The organism is Streptomyces sp. NPDC045026 (assembly GCF_056432625.1).
The window spans coordinates 53,187-75,722 of sequence record NZ_JBWKIS010000020.1 but is presented as its reverse complement, the minus strand read 5'-3'; the positions used below and the strand labels follow the sequence as shown (position 1 = coordinate 75,722).

The 22,536-nt window shown below is 70.6% G+C and carries 19 protein-coding genes; 2 read left to right on the top strand and 17 right to left on the bottom strand.

Features of this window, described 5'->3' with window-relative positions:
• The first annotated feature begins 73 nt into the window (after positions 1-73).
• Positions 74-1,072, top strand: coding sequence for a lytic polysaccharide monooxygenase (locus tag AC07EJ_RS32185; protein ID WP_478885598.1), 999 nt, complete (start codon positions 74-76; stop codon positions 1,070-1,072).
• A gap of 65 nt (positions 1,073-1,137) precedes the next feature.
• On the opposite strand, the gene AC07EJ_RS32180 is transcribed toward AC07EJ_RS32185, so the two are convergent.
• Positions 1,138-2,004, bottom strand: a complete 867-nt coding sequence (locus AC07EJ_RS32180; protein ID WP_389483362.1) for an esterase/lipase family protein — start codon at positions 2,002-2,004, stop codon at positions 1,138-1,140.
• Positions 2,005-2,176: 172 nt separating this feature from the next.
• On the bottom strand, positions 2,177-2,623 hold the full coding sequence (locus AC07EJ_RS32175; RefSeq protein ID WP_389483360.1) for a MarR family winged helix-turn-helix transcriptional regulator: 447 nt from the start codon (positions 2,621-2,623) through the stop codon (positions 2,177-2,179).
• 92 nt (positions 2,624-2,715) lie between these two features.
• On the opposite strand from AC07EJ_RS32175, the gene AC07EJ_RS32170 reads away from it, so the two are divergent.
• Positions 2,716-3,090: a cupin domain-containing protein gene (locus AC07EJ_RS32170; RefSeq protein ID WP_389483359.1), complete on the top strand. Its 375-nt coding sequence runs from the start codon at positions 2,716-2,718 to the stop codon at positions 3,088-3,090.
• 73 nt (positions 3,091-3,163) lie between these two features.
• Here AC07EJ_RS32170 and AC07EJ_RS32165 read toward each other — a convergent pair whose 3' ends face one another.
• From AC07EJ_RS32165 to AC07EJ_RS32095, 15 genes are all read right to left on the bottom strand, one after another.
• Positions 3,164-4,471, bottom strand: a complete 1,308-nt coding sequence (locus AC07EJ_RS32165; protein ID WP_478885597.1) for an MFS transporter — start codon at positions 4,469-4,471, stop codon at positions 3,164-3,166.
• Entirely contained in the window at positions 4,468-5,073 is a 606-nt protein-coding gene (locus tag AC07EJ_RS32160; RefSeq protein WP_393588463.1) for a helix-turn-helix domain-containing protein, read from the bottom strand. Before AC07EJ_RS32160 ends, AC07EJ_RS32165 begins: the two co-directional genes overlap by 4 nt.
• An 80-nt stretch (positions 5,074-5,153) precedes the next feature.
• Positions 5,154-6,128, bottom strand: a complete 975-nt coding sequence (locus tag AC07EJ_RS32155) for a DNA polymerase Y family protein (protein ID WP_389483355.1) — start codon at positions 6,126-6,128, stop codon at positions 5,154-5,156.
• Complete coding sequence (locus AC07EJ_RS32150; protein ID WP_478885596.1) at positions 6,125-9,625, bottom strand: DNA polymerase III subunit alpha; 3,501 nt, start codon at positions 9,623-9,625, stop codon at positions 6,125-6,127. The genes AC07EJ_RS32155 and AC07EJ_RS32150 overlap by 4 nt, the downstream gene beginning before the upstream one ends.
• A 317-nt stretch (positions 9,626-9,942) precedes the next feature.
• Entirely contained in the window at positions 9,943-11,025 is a 1,083-nt protein-coding gene (locus tag AC07EJ_RS32145; RefSeq protein WP_389483351.1) for a S1 family peptidase, read from the bottom strand.
• 237 nt (positions 11,026-11,262) lie between these two features.
• A complete protein-coding gene (locus AC07EJ_RS32140) occupies positions 11,263-12,135 on the bottom strand; it encodes a slipin family protein (protein WP_478885595.1) in 873 nt (290 codons plus the stop codon).
• A 199-nt stretch (positions 12,136-12,334) separates the two neighbouring features.
• Positions 12,335-13,243 carry a S1 family peptidase gene (locus tag AC07EJ_RS32135; protein WP_389483347.1) on the bottom strand — a complete coding sequence of 303 codons (909 nt, stop codon included), beginning with the start codon at positions 13,241-13,243 and terminating at the stop codon, positions 12,335-12,337.
• A gap of 255 nt (positions 13,244-13,498) precedes the next feature.
• Positions 13,499-14,287, bottom strand: coding sequence for a DUF1684 domain-containing protein (locus AC07EJ_RS32130; RefSeq protein WP_393588467.1), 789 nt, complete (start codon positions 14,285-14,287; stop codon positions 13,499-13,501).
• Positions 14,284-15,603, bottom strand: a complete 1,320-nt coding sequence (locus AC07EJ_RS32125) for an LLM class flavin-dependent oxidoreductase (RefSeq protein WP_389483342.1) — start codon at positions 15,601-15,603, stop codon at positions 14,284-14,286. Before AC07EJ_RS32125 ends, AC07EJ_RS32130 begins: the two co-directional genes overlap by 4 nt.
• On the bottom strand, positions 15,600-16,688 hold the full coding sequence (locus tag AC07EJ_RS32120) for an LLM class flavin-dependent oxidoreductase (RefSeq protein WP_478885594.1): 1,089 nt from the start codon (positions 16,686-16,688) through the stop codon (positions 15,600-15,602). The genes AC07EJ_RS32125 and AC07EJ_RS32120 overlap by 4 nt, the downstream gene beginning before the upstream one ends.
• 48 nt (positions 16,689-16,736) lie before the next feature.
• Positions 16,737-17,708, bottom strand: a complete 972-nt coding sequence (locus AC07EJ_RS32115; protein ID WP_393588470.1) for an ABC transporter substrate-binding protein — start codon at positions 17,706-17,708, stop codon at positions 16,737-16,739.
• Positions 17,709-17,767: 59 nt separating this feature from the next.
• Entirely contained in the window at positions 17,768-18,547 is a 780-nt protein-coding gene (locus AC07EJ_RS32110; protein ID WP_478885593.1) for an amino acid ABC transporter ATP-binding protein, read from the bottom strand.
• Positions 18,544-19,440, bottom strand: coding sequence for an amino acid ABC transporter permease (locus tag AC07EJ_RS32105; RefSeq protein ID WP_389483334.1), 897 nt, complete (start codon positions 19,438-19,440; stop codon positions 18,544-18,546). The genes AC07EJ_RS32110 and AC07EJ_RS32105 overlap by 4 nt, the downstream gene beginning before the upstream one ends.
• Before the next feature lie 45 nt (positions 19,441-19,485).
• Entirely contained in the window at positions 19,486-21,243 is a 1,758-nt protein-coding gene (locus tag AC07EJ_RS32100) for an FAD/NAD(P)-binding protein (RefSeq protein ID WP_478885592.1), read from the bottom strand.
• On the bottom strand, positions 21,240-22,106 hold the full coding sequence (locus tag AC07EJ_RS32095) for an amino acid ABC transporter permease (protein WP_389483330.1): 867 nt from the start codon (positions 22,104-22,106) through the stop codon (positions 21,240-21,242). The genes AC07EJ_RS32100 and AC07EJ_RS32095 overlap by 4 nt, the downstream gene beginning before the upstream one ends.
• Between the last annotated feature and the right edge of the window lie 430 nt (positions 22,107-22,536).

Here is a 22,536-nt window from a genome sequence, read left to right as displayed (position 1 = left end):
GCTTTCTCACCGCCGGGGCCCTCGTCGCGGCCCTTCCCCCCACCCCTGAACCGCCGTTGAGGAGTTCCCACTCATGACAGTTCGCCGCAAGGCCGCCGCGTTCGCCGTCGCTGGTGCCGTTCCGTTCGCCCTGACCGCGTTGGCCGCCGCGCCCGCGTCGGCGCACGGCTCGATGACGGACCCGGTCAGCCGTGTCTCCGCCTGCTACGCGGAGGGCCCGGAGAGCCCGCAGTCAGCGGCGTGCAAGGCCGCCGTCGCGGCCAGTGGAGCGCAGGCCTTCTACGACTGGAACGCGGTCAACATCGCGAACGCAGCGGGCAAGTCGAAGGAGATCATCCCCGACGGCAAGCTGTGCAGCGCGGGCAACGACAAGTACAAGGGGCTCGATCTTCCGCGCGCGGACTGGCCGTCGAGCCCGATGTCGGCGGGCAGCCACACCTTCCACTACAAGGGAACGGCCCCGCACAAGGGCTCGTTCGAGCTGTACATCACCAAGGACTCGTACGACCCGGCGAAGCCGCTGAAGTGGTCGGACCTGGAGGCGCAGCCCTTCGTCAAGGTCACCGACCCGAAGATGGAGAACGGCGACTACGTCTTCGACGGTGACGTCCCGGCGCGGTCGGGCCGCCACCTCATCTACTCGATCTGGCAGCGGTCCGACTCCCCCGAGGCCTTCCACACCTGCTCCGACGTGGTGTTCGGCAAGGACAGTGCGGCCGGTGCGGCCGCTCCCGCCGCGTCCGCGCCCTCGGACCAGGAGATCGCGGACGGCGCCGGCAAGTCGTCCGTGGAGCACCACCACGGTGACGCCGGGGGCAGCGCGGAGCCGCAGGCCGAGGAGTCCGCGACCCCCGCCGCCGACGCCGCCGAGGACTCGACGGGCGGCAACGGGCCCGAGGCGAAGGGCGGCGCCGCGAAGCCGCTCGCCGACGAGAACCTCGCCGAGACGGGCGGCGACAGCACCACCCCGTACATCGCGATGGGCGGCGCCGCGGTTCTGGCGATCGGTGCCGCGACGATGTTCGCGTCGGTCCGGCGCCGCTCCGTGGCGGGCGGGCGCCACAGCCGCTGACGCCCTTGAGGACCGGGCCGCCGCTTTCCGGGGGGAAGCGGCGGCCCTTTCGCGCCCTGGTGCTGTCAGCTGATCACGGACGCACAGGTGGTGGGGGTGGCGTGGGCCGGGTCCAGTGCGTTCGCCACCTCGTGGAAGGCGACACGGTCGATGGTGCCGATGGCGACGTGCTCGGACAGGTCGGCGGCGCACAGGTCCTGGAGCTTGACGTTGTGGACGTCGGGGCCGCTCAGGAACTGGGTGGCGTAGGGGGTGACGACCTCGTCGTACTTGGTCGCGATGACGGTGTAGTGGACACCGGGGACGGTGTCCCCGCCCTGGTTGAGCTTGGTGATGAACGGGGAGCCCGCCATCTGGTCGGCGAGGCCGGGGGTGGCGAGGGTCAGCAGGTCGGCGGCCCCGGGGAAGTACGGCAGGAGATTCGTCAGGCCGTTGAGGGTGGTGCCGTGGTTGTCGGGTGCGATGCCGACGAGGGAGTTCACCTTCGCGGCGCCGCCGAGGAACTTGAGGTAGTAGCGGGGCATCATGCCGCCCTGCGAGTGGCCGACGAGGTCGGCCTTGGGGGCGCCGGTGGCGGCGAGCACCTTGTCGACGAAGGTGTCGAGTTGTCCGGCCGATTTGTCGATGGGGCCCAGGCCGTTGAAGAGCGGGACCCCGGGCAGTTGCCCGTAGTCGAGGGAGAAGACGCAGTAGCCGCGGTTCACCAGATAGGGAGCGAGGACCAGCCAGTTGTCGACGGAGTTCCCGAAGGTGCCATGGACGAGGACGACGGGGCGCGGGTGGGCGGCGGAGGGTTTGCAGGAGTAGTTGTTCCAGCCCCTGCTCGGCGCGGAGTCCGCGTGGGCGGCGGCGGGGACGGTGGTGGCCGCGGCCGTGAGCAGCAGGGCCGCGGTCAGGGATCTGACCGCACGTTTCCAGTTCCGGGGCAGCATCGTGTGATCTCCTTGCGGCTCAAGGGAGTTGCGATGTGGGGTGCGTGCCCTGTGATCCGGATCACGAGGATGCTGTGCTGCCAGTAAATTACGCGCCAGTAGTAAAAGAGTGAAGTTACGCGTCAGTAAAAACTTGCAGTGGTAGCTGGACGCGCACGGTATTGATGCATCGTCACCAGGCGGGCCTGATGGGGCCGTTGGGCGCGACGGCCAGCAACTGGTCCAGCAGGGCACGGGCCTTGCGCTCACCGAGCTGGTCGACCCATGGCCGCACCGCGTCGGCGGCGGACTCCTCCGCGGCCCGCGCGCACGCCCACCCCCGCTCGGTCATGACGACGAGCCGGGCGCGGGCGTCGTCCGGGTGCGGCCGGCGCTCGGCGTAGCCCTTGCGCACCAGCTCGTCGACGAGCTGACTCGCGGCCTGCTTGGTGACTCCCAGGTGCGCGGCGAGGTCGGTGGCGGTGGCGCCGTCCCAGGAGAGCCGCGCGAAGGCGAATCCGTGCGCGGGCCGCAGCCCCTCGAAGCCGCGGGCGACGACCCCCTCGTGGATGCGTTGCGTCAGCTCACCGGCAGCGGCGAGCAGGGCGGCGGACAGGGCCATGGCCTCGGAGTTCTGCACGGAGCCATTCAAACACCCTTGACGATTTGGTCAAGTTGCCTGACTATGTAGTCAAGTTGCTTGACCAAATGACCGCTCGATCGGGAGTCGACATGCCAGTCATCCGCGCCTCCGAGGCCGTCGTCCACGAGATGCACGGCGTCCGTTTCGTCTCGTACGCCACACCCGCCGCAGGCAGCAAGGAACTGTGCGCCTGGCGGACCGAGATCCCGGCGGGTACCCCGGGCGTCGCCCACACGGTGTCCCGCGAGGAGATCCTGCACGTGCTCAGCGGCAGCCTGCGCTTCACGGTCGACGGGCGCACGGACACGCTCGTCGCGGGCGACACCGCGATCGCCACCCCGGGCGCGACCCTCACGGTCGAGAACCCCGGCGACCTGCCCGCCACCATGTGGACCACGACGTCCGTGGGCCTGGAGGCGGTACTGGCGGACGGCACCCGCCTGTCGCCGCCCTGGGCTCAGTAGGGACATGGCCCCCCGGGGCGCTTCGGGTGCCGTCGATGAGCCGGCAGCGGGCGAGGAGCCGGCAGGGGACGCGTCATTGTGCCCGCGGTGAAAGGTCCGGATGGGAAACCGCATCCGGAGCGATCAGGGAGCGAGGGGCCGTCGGCAGGTCACGAGCACGCCGGATCGGAGAGAAGAGCAGTGTGAGCGCGGCGAGCGGTACTCCCGCCGTCGTGATCCACATGGCTGTGCGGAGATCGAAGACGGTCCCGAGCCACCCACCGAGAAGTGCTCCCAACGGGATCGTTCCGTAGTTGAGAAAGGCTGTGCTTGCGGTCAGGCGCCCGAGGAGTTCTGGCGGGCAGTAGCGCTGCTGGAAGCTTGCCTTGATGACGTTTCCGGCCACCACCCCTGCTGACACGCAGAATCCGCCCGCGACGAAGAGGAGAAGTCCAGGTCCGGCGAAGGCGGTCGGGATGAGCAGGGCGAATATCGCGAACCCGAGCTCGAACAACAGAGTTGCACGAGCCGACCCGAGCCAGCTGGAAGCTCGGCGTGCCATGAGTGCCCCGGCGATACCGCCCGTGCCGGCGGCCGCGATGAGTCCGCCGACCGCTCCGGGGGCCAGGCCGACATCATGGACGAGAAAGACGACCTGGATCGACTGATATCCCATCAGAGCCAGGTTCGAGGCCGCTCCGAACAGGGTCAGGGGGAGGAGCCAGGGATCGCCGAAAATCAGCCGCAAGCCTTCACCGACTTCGCCGCGCAGCGTTTGAGAGCGGACGGTCGTCCTCTCACGGCGCGGCTCGCGATGCCGGATGCTCCCCAGGCAGAGGAGGGAGAGGAGAAACGTCGCCGCGTTGGCGAACATCGCGTTCACCACGCCGAATGCCTGCCCGATCACGCCGGCGGAACCGAGACCGGCGATCTGTGCAGCGGACGCGCTGCCGTGCAGTTTGGCGTTGCCCTCAGGCTGGTCTTCGGAGTCGAGAATACTGGGAAGGTAGGCACTGTAGGCGGTCTGGAAGAACACCGTGGCGGTGCCTGTCAGCAGTGCGACGGTCATCAGCAAACCGACGTCGAGGTAGCCGGTCCGTCCAGCGAGTGGAACAGCGGCGAACAGCAGGAAGGACGTCGCGGCCGCGGTCAGCATGACGGGCCTGCGGCGCATTCGGTCGACCCAGGCGCCAACGGGGAGGCCGATGACAAGCCACGGCATCCAGGCCGAGGCGCTCAGCAGGCCAACCTCGAACGTGCTGGCGTGCAGGGCGGAAACGGCAATCAAGGGCATCGTCACAGCGGTGACGGAAGCACCGAACTTACCGGCGATCTCACCACACCACAGCAGACGGAAGTCCCGATGCCGACGCAGAAGACTGACGCCCGTTGCCTGGCTCACCCGTTGTTCCGCTCTTTGCGGGGGAACGACTGAATCTGCACGATGACCGGCAGCGCCCCAGGGACCGGCTCTGTGCCTGCGGGAAGAGCGTGACGGGCGATGACAGCCATCAGTTCGTCGTTGAGCGACTTCAGCTGCACCGGCGTCAGTCGTAGATCCCGCCAGTCGGAGATGGTTCCGGCACGCTGCCAATCACCATCCCAATCCTCGCCCAAGTACTTCACGACCCGGCTGAAGTACTGGTGCACCAACTCGTGCATGTAGACCGACAGCGCACCCGTGGTGGCCGGGTCGTCGCGGAACTCGGCGGTCTCCAGGATCTTCGTTTCCTCGACGACTCGCCACCAGCGTTCACGCTTGGTTCCCCGGCCGGTCTCCTCTTCGATGAACCCGTGCTCTGCAAGGTGCCGCAGGTGCCAGCTGACGGTGCCGGTGTTCTCGCCGAGGCGTGCGGACAGAGCTGTGGCAGTCGCAGGGCCGTCGAGCGTCAGCATTTCGAGGATGCTCATCCGCAAGGGGTGCGCCAGCCCTCGCAGGCTGCGGGCGTCAAGACGCCGAACGGGCTTGTGGCGGTCCTCGTGGCGCTCGGCTTCGTCGCTCATGCCGGCACCCTATGTTGCAGAGACATCTCTGCATAGAGTCCTCTGCAACATACTGTGCTGCGGCTGCGGCGGGCAGGGGCTCATGCGGCGAGCCGACCGGGCACGATCGCCCCGGGTCCGAACTTCGCCCGAGCCCGGTCGGCCACCGCCTCCAGCGCCCGCGCCTTCTCGTCCGCGGGGTCGAAGGTCAGCTGGCGGGCGGCTCCTTCCACCGGGCGGAGCCCCTCCGCCCGCAGAGCGAGCGCCCGCACCCTGGCCCGCTGCAGGCCGAGCGCCTCGTACATCCGGTACGCGGCCGTGGACAGCGCGGTCGTGTGCCCGGTGGGCTCGGGGAGCGTACGGCTGCGGGTCGTCGTGGACCGGTCGGCGTAGCGCACGGTGAGGGTCAGCGAGCGGCACACCTGCTTCCCGTCGCGGAGCCGGGCGCCCAGCTCGTCGGCGAGGGAGAGCAGGGCGCGGCGGTGCCGGTACGGGTCGAGTTCGTCGCGCGGGAAGGGGCGTTCGGCGGCGATGGACCGCGTGGCGGCGTTGGGTGTGACCCGGGTGCGGTCGACGCCGCGCGCCTTCTCGTGTAGTTCACGGCCGATGCGGGCGGTGGTGAGCCGCTGCAGGGTGCCCTGCGGGGCGGCGGCCACCCTGTCGAGCGTGTCGAGCCCGTACTCGCACAGGGTGCGGGCGGTGGCGGCGCCGACGCCGGGCAGCGCGGCGACCGGCTGCCCGGCGAGGAACTCCGCCACGGCGCCGTGGTCCCCCGGCACCACCCTGGTCACCCCGGGCGAGGCCGTCCGCGCGGCCATCCGCGCCAGCATCGGGCCGGGGCCCGCGCCGATCACGCACTCCACCCCGTACAGGGCGAGCGCCCGCACCCGGATCACCGCGGCGAGTTCGACGGCGTCCCGCCCGAAGTAGCGCACGGCCCCGCCCAGGTCCACGAGGGCGGCGTCGGGCGGCAGCGCCTCGACCGTCGGGCTGAACTCGCCGAGCAGGCCGATCAGTTGGGGCAACGCCGCCTCGTACATGGGCGGCAGCAGGAACCGCACGTACAGGGTCGTCATCCTGCGCTCCCGGGGCTCTGGTGCCACAGTTTGCGCGGCGGCCCCGACTGGCCGTCGCCCGCCGGACGCAGGTCCGCCCAGGGGTGCATCTCGTATCCCGTGGCCATGTGGATGCGGCGGCCGTCCACCGGGTCTTCGCCGTCGGACGGCGGCTGTTCGGGTGGCTCCGCCAGGCGCAGCGCCACCGCGTCGAGGCCGCCCTGACGGCGCACCTCCACCAGGTCGGCGAGGTTCCACGCGGCCGCGCCCACCACGCTGAGGCTGCGTGGTCCGCGCCGCTGGACCGTGCCGCGGACCAGGAGCAGCCACGAGTGGAAGACGGTGTGCGCGCACGCGGCGTGCGCGTCGTCGAAGAAGGCCAGGTCGACCAGGCCCGTGCCGTCGTCCAGAGTCGTGAAGATGACGCGCTTGCCGGAGCGGATCGGCGGGGTCTGGGTGGCGACCTTGGCGCCCGCGACCAGTACGACCTTGCCGTGCTCGGCCTCGCGCAGGCGGCGCGCCGTCAGCACCCCCAGCTCCTCGAGGAACTTCTCGTGGTCGCCCATGAGATGGCGGGAGGCGTCCATCCCGAGGACCCCGAGTTCGGCGCTGAGCCGCTCGGCGTCGCCGAGGTCGGGCAGGCCGGCCGGCGCGGTCCCGTGGCCGCCGGACAGGGGCAGTTGAGCGCCGCGGGCGCCCCGGGACCCGCGTGTTCCCCGGTGGAGTTCCGTCAAGTGGAGTTGCAGATCGCGCCGGTTGGCGCCGAACGCGTCGAGCCCGCCGACCTGGGCGAGCCGCTGCGCGAGCGGCCGGCTGGGCCTGGCCCGCTCCCAGAAGTCGAGCAGCGAGGAGTACGGCTGGCCCTCCTCGATGCGGGCCGCCTCGGCCTCGCTGATGCCGTGCACGTCGGAGAGCGCGAGCCGCACGCCCCACTTCTCCTCTTTTCGACCACCACTTCCGTGACCGCCGCCCCCATTATAAGACACCAGTTCGATACGGTGAGCGACCGCGGACTTGTTCACGTCCAGCGGAAGGACCGGCACCCCGCGCCGCCGCGCGTCCGCGAGAATCAGCCGCTTCGGGTACATCCCGGGGTCGTGCGTGAGCAACCCCGCATAGAACGCGGCCGGGTGATGGGCCTTCAGCCACGCCGACTGGTAGGTCGGCACCGCGAAGGCGACGGCGTGCGCCTTGCAGAACCCGTACGACCCGAAGGCCTCGACGATCTCCCAGGTGCGGGCGACGGTCTCGGCGTCGTATCCGTGCGCCGCCGCCTGCTGCGCGAACCAGAACCGGATGCGCCCCTGCGCATCGGGGTCGGACAGCCCCCTCCTGACCCGGTCCGCCTCGTCGCGGCCGCACCCCGTCATGATGTTCACGATCTCGATGATCTGCTCGTGGAAGACGACGACCCCGTACGTCTCCTTCAGGGGCCCCTCCAGGTCGCGGTGCGGATAGCGGACCGGCGCGCGCCCGTGCCGCGCCTCGATGAACGGGCGCACCATGTCGGCGGCGACCGGACCCGGGCGGAACAGCGAGATGTCCACCACGAGGTCGTGGAAGGTGGCCGGCTGGAGCCGTCCCACCAGGTCCCGCTGGCCCGGCGACTCGATCTGGAAACAGCCCAGCGTCTCGGTGGACTTGATGAGCCGGTACGTCGCCGGGTCACCGGGCGGCACCGCGTCCAGGTCCACCGTGGAGCCGGTCGCCCGCTCGGTCTCCGCGACCGCGTGCGCCATCGCCGACTGCATCCGCACCCCGAGGACGTCGAGCTTGAGCAGGCCGAGGTCCTCGACGTCCTCCTTGTCGAACTGCGACATGGGGAAGCCTTCGCCGCTGGTCGGCACGACGGGCGTACGGGCGAGCAGCGAGGCGTCCGAGAGCAGCACCCCGCACGGGTGCATGGCGATACCGCGCGGCAGCGCGTCGAGCGCCTCGACCAGCTCCCACATGCGTCCGTACTTGTCCCCGCCCCGCCGGGACTCCCCTGCCAGTTCCCGCAGTTCGGGCAGTTCCTCCAGCGCGGCCCGCGCGTCGCGGGCCCTGATGTGCGGGAAGGACTTGGCGATCTTGTCGATGTCGGCCGGGTCCATGGACAGGGCCGCGCCCACATCGCGTACGGCATGGCGGACGCGGTACGTCTCCGGCATCGAGACGGTCGCGACGCGCTCGGCGCCGAACCGGCCGATGATCGCCCGGTAGACCTCCAGGCGCCGGGCCGACTCCACGTCGATGTCGATGTCGGGCAGGACGGAGCGGCGCTTGGACAGGAACCGCTCCATGAAGAGGCCGTGTTCGACCGGGTCGGCGTGCGCGATGCCGAGCAGGTGGTTGACGAGGGACCCGGCGCCGGAGCCGCGGGCGGCGACCCGGATGCCCATGTCCCTTACGTCGTCGACGACTTGGGACACCGTCAGGAAGTAGGTGGCGAAGTCGTGGTACGCGATGATGTCCAGCTCGCGGTGCATCCGCTCCCAGTACTCCCGCTTCCGGTCGTACCCGAGGCGCAGCATCCCCGCCGCCGCCCGCGACGCGAGGACCCGCTGCGCGGTGCGGCGCCCGGCGCCGACGAGCCGCGGTTCGGGGAAGTGCACGGAGCCGATGCCGAGATCGTCCTCGGGGTCGACGCGGCATTCGGCCGCCACGGCGTTGGTCTGTTCGAGCAGCCGGTACGCGGCGTCGCGGCGGAAGCCCGCGGCCTCGACCACCCGTTCGGCCGTCATCAGCATGGCCGCGGCGTCCTTCAGCCAGCGCTCGCCGCTGTCGAGTTCCTTGCGGGGGTCGACCGGGACGAGGCGACGCGCGGCGTCGAGGACGTCGGCGACCGGGCCGAGGCCCGGGTCGGCGTACCGGACGTCGTTGCTGAGGACGGGGCGGATGCCTTGTTCGGCGGCGAAGCCGACGGTGCGGGCGGCCAGGCGCAGGGATCCGGGGCCCGTTCCCCCGCGGCCGTGGTGGACGGCTTCGAGGCGCAGGGCGTCGCCGTAGATCTCCCGCCAGGGGGCGAGGAGGCGCGCGGCCCTGTCGGGGCGTCCCGCGGCGAGCGCGCGGCCGACGTCGGACGCGGGTCCGAGCAGCACGGTCAGGCCGTCGCCGTGGTTGTCCTCCCAGGTCAGCCGGGTCTCGCCGGCGGCGTGGGCGGCGGTGACCAGGCGGCACAGGGAGGCCCAGCCGGTGGCTCCGTCGCGGGCGAGGAAGGTCACGCGCGGGGTCGACTCGTCGATGAAGGCACCGCCGCGCACGGGCTGCCTGCGCCGCTCGGCCGGGGCGTGGCCCGGCGCGGCGGGTGCGGCCGGCGGGGGTCCGCCCACCGCGAGGTCCGTCCCGAACAGCGGCCGCACCCCTGCCTTGACGCAGGCCTTGGCGAACCTGACCGAGCCCGAGAGGGTGTCCCGGTCGGTGAGGGCGAGCGCGTCCATGCCCCGCTCGGAGGCACGCTCGGCCAGCCGCTCCGGGTGCGAGGCCCCGTACCTGAGGGAGAACCCGGAAACGGTGTGCAAATGCGTGAACCCTGGCACGCGCACCTCCTGCACACCTCGAACCGACCTGCTCTCGCCTCCCCACCACCACCATAGACCAAGTATCGAACGCATGTGCGACATCCGGGTGAGGTCACTCCCCGGGCACCCGTTCAGCCCCGCCCCACCTGCACGAACACCGGGCTCCCCGGACCGTGGGGGCATGATCCAAAAAGCCGACACCCCGCCCGGACCCCGAAGCGCCCGGACCGCTCAGAACACCCGAACCGCTCAGAACGCGAGGGGCCGACCCGTCGATGACGGGCCGGCCCCTGCGGCTGGCTGTCCAGATTTCTGGCTGTCTCGCTGTCGTTACGTCAGCCGATCTCGGCGCCGAACGTGGACAGCGCCTCCGTCACCGGCTGGAAGAAGGTCTCCCCGCCGGAGCTGCAGTCGCCGCTGCCGCCCGAGGTGAGGCCGATCGCGGTGTCGCCCGAGAAGAGCGAGCCGCCGCTGTCGCCGGGCTCGGCGCAGACGTCGGTCTGGATGAGCCCGTTGACGATGTCGCCGTTGCCGTAGTTCACGGTGGCGTCCAGGCCGGTGACGGTGCCGTCGTGGACCTGGGTCGTGGAGCCGCTGCGGGTCACCTTCATGCCGACGGTCGCGTCGCCCGCCTTGGTGATCTGCTGGCTGGAGCCGTTGTAGAGGTCGACCTCGCTCGGGTGCGCGACGTCGGCGGTGTACTTGACCAGACCGAAGTCGTTGTCCGGGAAGCTGGACTGCTCGTTCGTGCCGATCTCCTGGCCGCTGGAGTCCGACCAGCTCGAGATCGCCTCGGTGCAGTGGCCGGCCGTGATGAAGTACGGCTGGCCGCCCTTGACCACGTTGAAGCCGAGGGAGCACCGGCCGCCGCTGCCCGTGATGGCGTCACCGCCCGCGATGAGGGGCTTGAACTCCCCCTTGGTGCGCTGGAGTTCGGCCTTGGAGCCGAGACCGTCGACGACCTTGCTCAGCTTGCTCCACGCGGCCGTGTCGACCGTGCGGTCGGCGGTCACGACGACCTTGTTGGTGGCCGGGTCGACCGCCCAGGAGGTGCCGGGGATCGTCGCGTCCTGCTTCAGGGTGGTGCGGGCGCCCTTCAGTTCGGCCAGGGAGTTCTCGACGACTCTGGCCTTGGCTCCGGCCGCCCGCACGACGTCCGCCGCGTCCTTGTTCAGGACGTTCACGACGAGGTGCTTGGCCTTCGCGTCGTAGTACGTGCCCGCCGAGTCCGCGCCGAGGTCCTTGGTCAGGGACGAGGCGAGATTTCCGGCCTTCGCGATCGACAGGGTCTGCGGGGCCACATCAGAGGTGTCCGTGCTCGCGTTCGCAGTCTGGAAGGTGACTCCCGCGGCGACCAGGGCGGCGATGCCCGCTCCTACCGCGGCGGCACGCCGCTTGGGTATGCGTCGGTGCTTCAACTCTCGTCCTCCTGTGGGGGGTCGGAACCGACCGCTGTGGGGTGAGCCGGTCCCGTAGGTTGACGCGCCCACTATCCCGACGGCCACAGGGGACACACAAGGTCGACTTCAGGACGCGCGTGCGATTGACGCTATGCGCTCCACCGGCCGCGTGCACCCCCGTCATGCGCCCGTCGCACCACGTCGGTTCCCACTGCAAACACTCCGCGCAGAGGTGCGGTCCGCAATGAGTGAGGTCTAGTCCTGTCCTGATTCCGACGCTGCCGGGCCGAGAACCGACGGCTGCTCGGCCACCACCGGACCGGGACCCGACGGCTGCTGTTCGGCGGCCGGCTGCCGCACCCCGTCCCCCGGGGTCGCCCGTTCCAGGAAGCGCAGGAGCTCCACCGGGAAGGGCAGTACGAGGGTCGAGTTCTTCTCGGCGGCGACGGCCACCACGGTCTGCAGGAGTCTCAGTTGGAGCGCCGCGGGCTGCTCGGACATCTCCGAGGCCGCCTCGGCGAGCTTCCTGGAGGCCTGGAGTTCGGCGTCCGCGTTGATGATCCGGGCGCGCCGCTCACGTTCCGCCTCGGCCTGCCGGGACATCGAGCGCTTCATGGTCTCGGGCAGCGACACGTCCTTTATCTCTACGCGGTCGATCTGCACGCCCCAGCCGATGGCCGGGCTGTCGATCATCAACTCGAGTCCCTGGTTGAGCTTTTCGCGGTTCGAGAGCAGGTCGTCGAGGTCGCTCTTGCCGATGATCGACCGCAGTGACGTCTGCGCCATCTGGGAGACGGCGAACCGGTAGTCCTCCACCTGCACGACGGCCTCGGACGCGTCGACCACCTTGAAGTAGATGACGGCGTCCACCCGCACCGTGACGTTGTCCCGGGTGATGCCGTCCTGCGCGGGCACCGGCATCGTGACGATCTGCATGTTGACCTTACGGAGCCGGTCCACGAACGGCACGATCATCGTGAACCCCGGGCCACGCACATCAGGTCGCAGCCGCCCCAGACGGAAGACCACGCCCCGCTCGTACTGTTTGACGACGCGCGCCGCCGCCGTCGCGTAGATCACTAGGGCGGACGCGGCGGCGGCTCCCGCCGCCAGCAGCTCCTCGACCATGGAGGCCTCCAGGGGTCGGACCCAGGCACTCAGGCAGGCTTTTCGAAGGGGACGCTTTCGAAGGTGACGCTTTCGACGGTAACCCCGGAACGCGCACAAGAGCGAGCCCCCGCACGGCAGTTGCCGTGCGGGGGCTCCCTGCTGCTGGCCGCAGGTCAGGCTGCCCGTCGGCCGGTCACCGCCGGCCGGTGGACACGGATCAGTAGACGCTCACTCCGTACGCGCTCAGCGCCTCGGTGACCGGCTGGAAGAAGGTCGTACCGCCGGAGGTGCAGTCGCCGCTGCCGCCGGAGGTCAAGCCGTACGCGGTGGAGCCGCCGTAGAGCGGGCCGCCGGAGTCGCCGGGCTCGGCACAGACCGTGGTCTGGATGAGGCCGGAGACGATGTCGCCGCCGCCGTAGTTCACGGTGGCGTTGAGCGCGGTGACGCGGCCGCTGTGGATCCCGGTGGTCGAGCCGCGCCGGGTGACCGTGGTCCCCACGGACGGCGTGGCCGCACTGGTGATGTCCTGACTGCCGACCGTTCCGGGCGGGGTCGTCGACGTGCTGCTGTACTTGACGAGGCCGTAGTCGTTGCCCGGGAAGCTGGATCCCGCGGTCGAACCGAGGGTCGTCGAGTGCGAGGAGTTCGACCACCAGGTACCGGCACCGTCGGTGCAGTGGCCCGCGGTCACGAAGTAGTAGGTGCTGCCCGAGCGGACGTTGAAGCCGAGCGAGCAGCGCCAGCTACTCGCATAGATGGCGTCGCCGCCGGAGACCAGCTTCTTGAAGGTGCCGGGGGTGCGCTCGATCTTCAGGGCGCCCGCGTTGCTGCCGGCCGCCTTCTGGATCCTGGCGATCTCGGCCTGGGAGACGGTGCTGTCGGCGGTGACGACGACCTGCTTGGTCTTCTGGTCGACCACCCAGGCGGTGCCGGGTACATCGGACTTCAGGACGGACGTGCCGGCCTGGGTGAGCTGGTTCGCGCTGAAGGTGTGCGCGACGGGCGCGTCCGACGCGCTGGCCGTGGGGACGGCGAGTGCGCCGATGGCGACGAGTCCGGAGGCCACGGAGATCATCCGGGCGCGTCTCGCTATGCCACTGCGGGGGGTGGTGCGCTTGATCCTCACTGGTCGTTCCTCCCGAGAGGAGTCGGGGGCCCGCGTGGGGTCGGGGCCCGTGAGGCGCAGCCAGCGGCCCGCCGTTCGGATTCCGGATTCCGGAATGTTCCGAAGATGCGGTGCCCCTGACAAGCGCTGCTCGGGAGTATTCGGCGTTTCAACTGACTGGCACAAGGGCGCCTTTCGGCCGTCCGTCCGGTACACGACCACATGCCCCGACGGCTGCTGCTGTGGTGCGCAGGCCGCCGGGGCTCGGCTCCCCTGTCAGACGGAGTGGCGGCCGACGAGGTTCCGTTCGCCCGCCTCGATCTTGACCGGCAGGGTGTTGCCGGGTGGCGGGAAGGGGCAGATGAAGTGGTCGGCGAAGGCGCAGGGCGGCAGCACAGCGCGGTTGAAGTCCACGCTCGTACGGCCTTCGGCGTCGGGCGCCGCGGGCCGCAGGAAGCGGAACCCGAAGGTCCCGTCGCCGCTGGTGGCGTCGGCGAACACGGCCCACAGCGAGCCGTCGGCCTGCACGGCGACCTGAAGGGTGAGGTCCTGCCCTTCGAGGGTGAAGGCCAGTTCGCCGCCGAGGCCGAGGCCGCGCTCCTTGCCGTCGGCGTTCTCCACGCGGACCGTGCGGCTCTCCTCGTACGGCGTGAAGCGGCCCTCGACCGACCAGCGCGGTTCGTGGGCGGTGGCCTCGATGCCGCGGAAGGCGCGCCGCGGCCCCGACTGCGGGTCGAAGTCGCGTACGGCCCACAGGCCTTCGCGCACGATCACGACCAGGCGGCGCTCGCCGAGGCCGACCTGCGCGTCCGCAGCGAGCCGCACCTCGCCGGTGACCGGCTGTTCCTCGCGGGTGAGTCCGTCCTCCGGGGCGGCGGTCAGGACGACCGAGTCGCCGTCGGCCCGCCACTTCCCGGGAATGGCCGGAAGTTTGCCTTCCGGATAGTCGTCGAGCCAGTGGGTGCCGGTCAGGGCGAGCGGTCCGTAGGGCTCGGAGACGGATGCGGTCCGCTGTTCGTGCCACTGCTGCCAGGCGCCGGCTGCGCCGGTCGCGTCGTCGGTCATGCGGTCAGGCCTTCCTCGCGTGCGGGGCGTACGGGTTCTTTCAGCCCCAGGTGGGAGCGCAGCGTCGTACCGGTGTATTCCGTGCGGTACGCCCCACGCTCCTGGAGCAGGGGCACCACTTGGTCGACGAACTCGTCCAGGCCGCCCGGTGTCAGGTGCGGTACGAGGATGAAACCGTCGGCCGCGTCGCTCTGCACGAACTCGTCGAGCTCGGCGGCGACAGCCTCCGGGGTACCGATGAACGACTGGCGTGTGGTGGTCTCGATGACGGTCTGCCGGATGGACAGGCCCTTGGCGCGCGACAGGGCGCGCCACTGCTCGGCGATGACCCGGGGATCGCCGCGCTTGGTCCGGCCCTGGGAGAGCCCGGAGTCGACGACCGGATCGATGTCCGGCAGCGGCCCGTCGGGGTCGTACGAGGAGAGGTCGACGCCCCAGATCTGTTCCAGCGTGAGGAGCGCGTTCTGCGGGGACACCTGCTGGCGCCGGATCCCGGCGGCCCGCTCCTGGGCCTCGGCCGCGGTGTCGCCGAGAACGACGGTGACACCCGGCATGATCTTCAGGTCCCCGGCGGTACGCCCGTACGCCGCGAGCCGGCCCTTCACATCGGCGTAGAACGCGCGGCCCGCCTCCAGAGTGCCGTGCCGCGTGAAGATCACGTCGGCCGCGGACGCCGCGAACTCGCGCCCCTGCGGGGAGTCCCCGGCCTGGATGACGACGGGGTGACCCTGCGGGGAGCGCGGCAGGGTGAACTCGCCCTCGATGTCGAAGTGCTGACCTTGGTGGCGGACCGCCCGACCGGGGCCCGCGTCCCACAGCTCCCGTGCCGTGGCGACGAATTCGGCGGCCCGGGTATAGCGGTCCGCCCGGTCGAGATAGCCGCCGCGGCGGAAGTTCTCGCCGGTGAACGCGTCGGAGGAGGTGACCACGTTCCAGGCGGCGCGGCCCCCGCTGAGGTGGTCGAGCGTGGCGAACCTGCGGGCGGTCTCGTAGGGCTCGTTGAACGTCGCGTTGACGGTCGCGGCGAGTCCGAGGCGCTCGGTGACGGCCGCGAGGGCGTTCAGGACGGTGATGGATTCGGGCCGCCCCACGACGTCGAGGTCGTGGACGCGCCCCTTGTGCTCGCGCAGCCGCAGCCCCTCCGCGAGGAAGAAGAAGTCGAACAGGCCGCGCTCGGCGGTGCGGGCGAGGTGCTCGAACGACGCGAAGTCGATCTGGGAGCGGGAGCGCGGATCGGTCCAGACGGTGGTGTTGTTGACTCCAGGGAAGTGGGCGGCGAGATGAACGGTCTTACGCTGCTTGCCGGTCGATGTCATGACGGGTCCCCCGCGAGCGCGGCGTACTGGTTGGCGGGCCGGGCGAGCCCCAGGTGCTCCCTGAAGGTGCTGCCCGGATAGAACGTGCGGAACAGGCCGCGGTGCTGGAGCAGCGGCACCGTGCCGTTGACGAGCCGCTCCAGGTCACGGCGCGGCTCGACGGGTGTGAGGTGGAAGCCGTCCACGGCGCCGGCGCGGTGCCAGGCGGTGACGAGGTCGGCGAGGTCGACCGGGCCGCCCCGGTAGAGCGGGCCGTCCGCGCTCGGCAGCGGCCCTCCGCCGCCGTGGCCGGCCACGGCCGCGCGCTCCCCGCCGCCCAGGTCGATGCGCAGCGCGGCCAGGACGCGCAGCGCGTCGGGATCGCGGCCGTACTCGGCGGCCCGCCGGCGCAGTCCGGCGCGCACGGCGGCGGCCTGGGCCGGACCCGTCGCGTTCACCAGGGCGACGTCGGCGTGGCGGGCCGCGACGTCGTACGCGTGCGGCTCCGCGGTGTCGACGACCGTGACGGGGTGGCCCTGCGGCGGGCGCGGCACGATGGACGGGCCGCGCACGGAGAAGGTGCTTCCCCGGAAGTCGACGTGGTGCAGCTTCTCCCGGTCGATGAAACGCCCGGTCGCCACGTCGCGGATCTCCGCGTCGTCCTCCCAGCTGTCCCACAACCGGGTTGCCGCGTCGGCGACTTCACCGGCCTCGCGCCACAGCTCCGTGGCGGGCGCGACGGCCCTGCGGCCGAAGAGGCGGGCCTCCTGCTCGGTGGTGGACACCTCGGGCCGCCAGCCGGCGCGGCCCCGGCTCACCCAGTCGAGGGTGGCGACGGCGGCCTGCACGTGGAAGGGCTCGGTGTGCGTGGTGGTGACGGTGGGCACGAGGCCGATGCGGCCGGTGGCCGGAGCGACCCGGGCCAGCACGGCGAGCGCGTCGGGCCCCGGGCGGCCGACGGAGTCGCCGAGGGTGACGAAGTCCAGGGCGCCGCGTTCCGCGAGGCGCGTGAGGGCGACGTAGGGATCGGCGGCATAGTTGTCGGGCTCGGGCTGGTCGACGGCTGCCGCGAGATGCAGCAGGCCGCGCCCGGTTGACGTAGTCATGAGCAGGTCCTTGGGCGAGGAAGAGGGGGAACGAGGTGCGGACGGGCCCTACGGCTTGGGCAGGCCGGGCGGGTTGATCTCCGACTTCTCGACCGCCTCGGTCGACAGACCCCAGCGCTTCAGGACGCGCCCGTACGACCCGTCCTTGATCACGTGGTCGAGGGCGGCGGCGTACGCGTCGACGAGTCCGCTGTCCTTCTTCGTCGTGGCGGCGATCTTGCCCTGGATCTTGTCCCCGGCGCCGGAGAGCGTGCCGATGATCTGCGACTGGCCCGCGGACTGCACGTGGTAGGCGGCGCTCGGGCTCGGGCCGAGGTAGGCGTCGATGCGGCCCGACTGGAGAGCCAGGTAGTAGTCGGTGTCCTTCTGGAAGTACTTGATGGTGACCGGCTTCAGACCCGCCTTCTCGTCCTGCTTGCTCCAGTCGACGAGGATCTTCTCCTGGTTGGTGCCGGAGGAGACGGCGATGGTCTTGCCGGCCACGTCCTTGGGCTCCTTGACCCGCCAGCTCGTGCCCTTCTTGGCCTCGAACGCGATGTTGTCGAGCCGGTAGGTCGCGAAGTCGTACTTCTCCTTGCGCTCCTCCGTCACGGTGACGTTCGAGAAGACGGCGTCGAACTTGCCGCTGTCGAGGCCGACGAAGAGGTTCTCCCAGGACACCGGGGAGAACTCGATCTTCAGACCGAGCGTGTCGGCGACGAGGGTCGCGATGTCGATCTCGGAGCCGATGCGGGTCTTGTCGTCGGTGGCGTAGAAGCCCAGTGGCGGCGAGGCGTCGGCGCTGCCGCCGAGCCTGAGCGTGCCGCGCTTGCGCACCGCGGCCGGCAGCTCGGCCGCGATCGCGTCGACCTTCTTGGCGCGGATGCGGTGCTGGTCGGGCCCGATGTTGATGCCGCCCACCTTCTCGGAGCCGCCCTTGCCGGTGCCGGTCGCGGCATCGCTGTCACCTCCGCAGGCGGTGAGCAGGGGCGCGGCCACGAGTGCGGCGACGGACAGGGCGAGGGTGCGGCGGGACAGCATGCGTGAACTCCTGTGTGGGAAAGGCGAATTGAAGGGGAGTGAAGAAAACGGCGCCAGGGTCAGAGGACCTTGGAGAGGAACGCCTTCGTGCGGTCGTGCCGCGGTGCGTCCAGTACGTCGCCGGGGGCGCCCTGTTCGACGATGCGGCCCTCGTCCATGAAGACGACGGTGTCGGCGACCTCGCGGGCGAAGCCGATCTCGTGGGTGACGACGATCATCGTGGTGCCCTGGAGCGCCAAGTCCTTGATGACGTCGAGGACTTCACCGACCAGCTCCGGGTCGAGCGCCGAGGTCGGCTCGTCGAAGAGCAGCAGCTTCGGTTCGAGGGCCAGCGCGCGGGCGATGGCGACGCGCTGCTGCTGCCCGCCGGAGAGCTGCTTCGGGTAGGCGCCGGCCTTGTCGGCGAGCCCGACCCGGTCGAGCAGCCTGCGCGCGTGGTCGAGGGCCTCCTTGCGGGGGCTCTTGAGCGCGGAGACCGGGGCCTCGGCGATGTTCTCCAGGACGGTGAGGTGCGGAAACAGGTTGAAGTTCTGGAAGACGAAGCCGATCTGGGTGCGCTGCTTGAGCACCTCGCGCTCGCGCAGCTCGTACAGCTTGTCGCCGGAGCGGCGATAGCCGACGAGGGAGCCGTCCACGCTGATCCAGCCGCTGTCGACCTTCTCTAGGTGGTTGATGGTGCGCAGGAGCGTGGACTTGCCGGAGCCCGACGGGCCCAGGACGACGGTGACCTCGCCGGTGCGCACCTCCAGGTCGATGCCGCGCAGCACCTCCAGCGTGCCGAAGCTCTTGTGGACGGCCTTGATGTCGACCATGGTCCGGTCGGCGCCCGCGTCGCTCATCGGGTGGTTCCCTTCGAGAAGTGTCGTTCTACGTAGTGCTGGAGGACGGAGAGCGCGCTGGTCAGGAGCACGTACCAGACGGTGGCGACCATCAGGAGCGGGACCACGCGGCCGTTGCGGCCGTAGATGACCTGGACCTGGTAGAAGAGCTCGCCGATCGCCATGACGGAGACGATCGAGGTGCCCTTGAAGAGGGAGATCACCTCGTTGGCCGCGTTGGGCAGGATCGAGCGCATGGCCTGCGGCAGGACGATGCGGCGGATCTGCCGCAGCCGGGGGATGCCGAGCGCGGCCGCGGCCTCCAACTGGCCGCTGTCGACGGCCAGTACGCCGCCGCGCACGATCTCGGCGGCGTACGCGGCCTGATGCAGCGCGAGCCCGAGGACGGCCGCGCTCATCGCGCCGACCAGGCCCATCGTGTCGAAGGAGAAGAAGCCGGGCCCGAAGGGGATGCCGAACTGCAACTCCTTGTACAGATACGCCAAGTTGAACCAGAAGAGCAGCTGGACGATCAGCGGGATCGAGCGGAACGCCCAGATGTAGCCGAAGGCGACGGCCTGGAGGAACCGGCTGGCGGACAGGCGCATGAAGGCCAGGACGATGCCGAGCGCGAATCCGAGCGCCGTTCCGTAGAACGTCAGCTGAAGGGTGACCCACACCGCCTTGAGGATCACGTCGGCGGTGAAGTAGTCGGCGAACACCCCCCATTCCCAGCCGGTGTTGGTGATGAATCCGTGCGCGAACTGGGCGAGCAGCACGGCGGTCGCGACGATGGCGGCCCAGCGCCAGGGGTGGCGGACGGGCACCACCTTCAGCGCGCCGTAGTCGTCGGCGTCGCCGGCTGTCGTAGCCGATGTCGTTTTGTCGATGGGTGGATCACTGGTCAGGGACATGGGGTTCCTCAAGAGGACGGAAAGGTACGGGGCGGGGGCCGGGGCTCAGGCTGCGGCGTGACAGGAGAGGTCGCGCAGGAGCGCCAGGACCGCGCGGGCGGTGGCGTCGTTCTGGCGGAACGAGGGGCTGTTCGTACGCGGCCGCGTGAACGCTCCGGCGCCGCGCGCGTTCGTGTGCGGGCCGAGCGCGAAGCGGCGCGGGTGTGCGGTGCCGTCGCGGTGCAGGACGCGCCCGTCCTCGGGGTCGACCGCGAGGAGTCCGGCCGGGGTCGCCCGCGCCCCGTCCTCGTACAGCTCGCGCAGGAGCTGGTCGCGGGTGCGGGCGAGGGTGGGGTGCGGCAGGCGGGCCTCGACGAGGGCTCGGGCCTCGACGACGGAGCCGGGCACGGTGGCGCTCGTGGCGCGGAAGACGCCGTCCTCGGCGGTGACCCGCATGTCGGCGCCGGTGAACTTCACGATGCCGGCCCGCGAGAGCGCGAGCAGTTGCCGCAGCCGCGGCCCCGGCGGCCCGGAGGCGAGATAGCTGAAGAAGCCGTGCCACCAGGACCCGATGTCGCCCAGCCGCACGACCTGCCCGTACACGGAGAGCAGACCGAGGAACACGGCGAGGTCGGGGCTGTGCGCGGGGTCGTGGCGGCGTTCGAGGTCCGCGGTGATGTAGCCGCGCAGCCCGTCCTGGAGCTCCTCGTACGAGGTGTGGCGTACGCCGTCCAGCGGGTGGTCGAGGGCCGTGAGGTCGAGGCGGTCCGCCGGATCGGGCACGGCGGAGGCCACGAGGGCGTGGAGTTCGGCGCTCAGCGGTTCGGCGGCGGCGTACTTCTCCTCGAAGTCGGTCCAGGCGACGCGGGTGCGCTCGGGGTGGGCGGTGAACAGGCGGTGGTAGTGGGCGAAGCCGAGTTCCTTGTCGATGAGGGGCCACACGTCGCGCCGGAAGTCGTAGCCGTCGGGGCGGGCGAGGAGTTCGTCGATCTCGGTGGGGCCGAGGAAGCGGGGCAGCGGCGGGCGCTCGCCGGTCCAGTCGTAGGCGATCTTGGAGTGGTACGGGATGCCGCGCCGGGAGCCGACGTGCAGGATCGGCTCGCGCCCCGAGGGGATGTACGTGTCCCCCTCGTACCGTCCACCGCGGCCCTCGGTCAGGAGCACCATCAGGTCGACGAACGCCAGGCCGAAGCCTCGGACGAGGACGTCCTCACCGGGCACGAGCGCGGACAGATCGCTGTCCGCGGTGAAGTCGGGCGGCAGGTGGACGAGTCCGTGCTCGCCTGCGTACGCGCTCAACTCCCGCTGCTCCTCGTCGAGTTCGGCGTCCAGATGCCCTTGGGCGAGGATGACCGTGTCGGCGAGGAGGGGACGGTCCCGCCCGTCGAGCCACACCTGCTGGCGGCCCTCGCGGGGGCCGCTGACGCGCAGGGCGCGGCGCGGGTGGTGGTGAACGGTGACGCCCGGCGGGAGCGCGGCCACCGACTGCTCGTACACCCAGCGCAGATAGGCGCCCTGGCGCTGCCGGTCGGCGAAGTCGCGGCCGTCGAGGTCCGCCCACTCGTGCAGGGCGGGTCCGGGGAGCACCGGCCCGTCGAGTTCGACCGTGTCGTCGGTGAACATCGTGACGTCCTGAGACTGCGAGTTCATCCAGAGCAGCGGGGACTGCGCCTGCCGCCAGACCCGTCCGCCGCCCGGCGGGAACGGGTCGACGAGATGGATGTCGAGTGCGAGGCCGGCGTACTCGGGTGCGTTCGCGGCGATCCGCTCCAGGATGCCGGTCCCCCGCGGACCGGCTCCCACGATCACCAGCGAGGGCCTCATCGGGTGCGCTCCGAACCGCGCGCGTAGTACCGCTCGACGTAGAACTGGCCGGCGCCGAGGAGCGAGGTGACCACGACGTACCAGATGGTGGCGACCAGGAGCATCGGGATGACCTGGTAGGTGCGGTGGTAGACGAGCTGCGCCGAGTAGAGCAGGTCCTGGACGGCGATGACGCTGACGATGGAGGTGCCTTTGAGGGTGCCGATCAGCATGTTCCCGGCCGGCGGCACGATGGAGCGCATGGCCTGCGGCAGGATGATCCGCCGCCAGCGCCGCAGCCGGCTCAGCCCGAGCGCCTGCGCGGCCTCGATCTGCCCGCGGTCGACGGAGAGGATGCCGCCGCGCACCACCTCGGCGGCGTACGCGGCCTCGTGCAGCGTGAGGCCGATGATGGCGACGGTGATCGGCCCGAACAGGTTGACAGTCTTGATGCCGAGGATGTGCGGGTACAGCGCCCCGATGTTGAACCAGAACAGCAGCTGCACGAGGATCGGCATGGACCGGAACAGCCAGACGTAACCCCAACTGACCGCGCGCAGCACGGGATTGGCGGACAGGCGCATGACGGCGAGCAGGGTGCCGAGGGCGAAGCCGAGCGCCATGACGAGGGCGGTCAGCCAGAGGGTGAGGCCGAGTCCGCGCAGGACGGACGCCGACGTGAAGTAGTCGGCCACGACGTCCCACTGGAAGGCGTCGTTGCGGATCACCGAGTTGGCGGCGAGCGCGAGGAGTACGAGGACGACGGCGGCGGCGAGCCACTGGCCGGTGCGGGGCCGGCGGACGATGCGGGGCTGCGCCTCACCGGCCCCGGCGGGCGGTCCGGCCGCGACAGGCGCCGTCTTTGCGAGTGTGTTCGAGGACATGCGAAGGCTCCGTGGGCACTGGGATCCAGCACGGTCTTGCCTTCACACGGAACTTGCGGACCGAGCCCCTCAGCAGCGGTCCCCGCACCGAGAGTAAGGGGCTCGCTCCGCTACCTGTCAAGGCTGTCCAGAGTGTGAGCTGTACGTCTCAAGTGAGTTGACGCGGAAACGGATGCCTGTTCCACTTGCCCCATGCATCCGCAGCAGTGGCTGGTCACGCGCTCCCACATCGACTTCGGTCGAGTGTGGTCGGCGTCCTGTTGATGCCCTTCTGACGCCCACTGCGCGTCTGTTTCTCCCTCTTCTCCACGCTTCCTGACGCTTACCGCGTTTGCAGCGTGTTGAGCGTTTCTGCCTTTTCTTCGTTTTCCGCGTCTCACGGTGCGCCCAAGTGCGCGCACTCGTCCGCGCCTTCACACACCCACGCTCT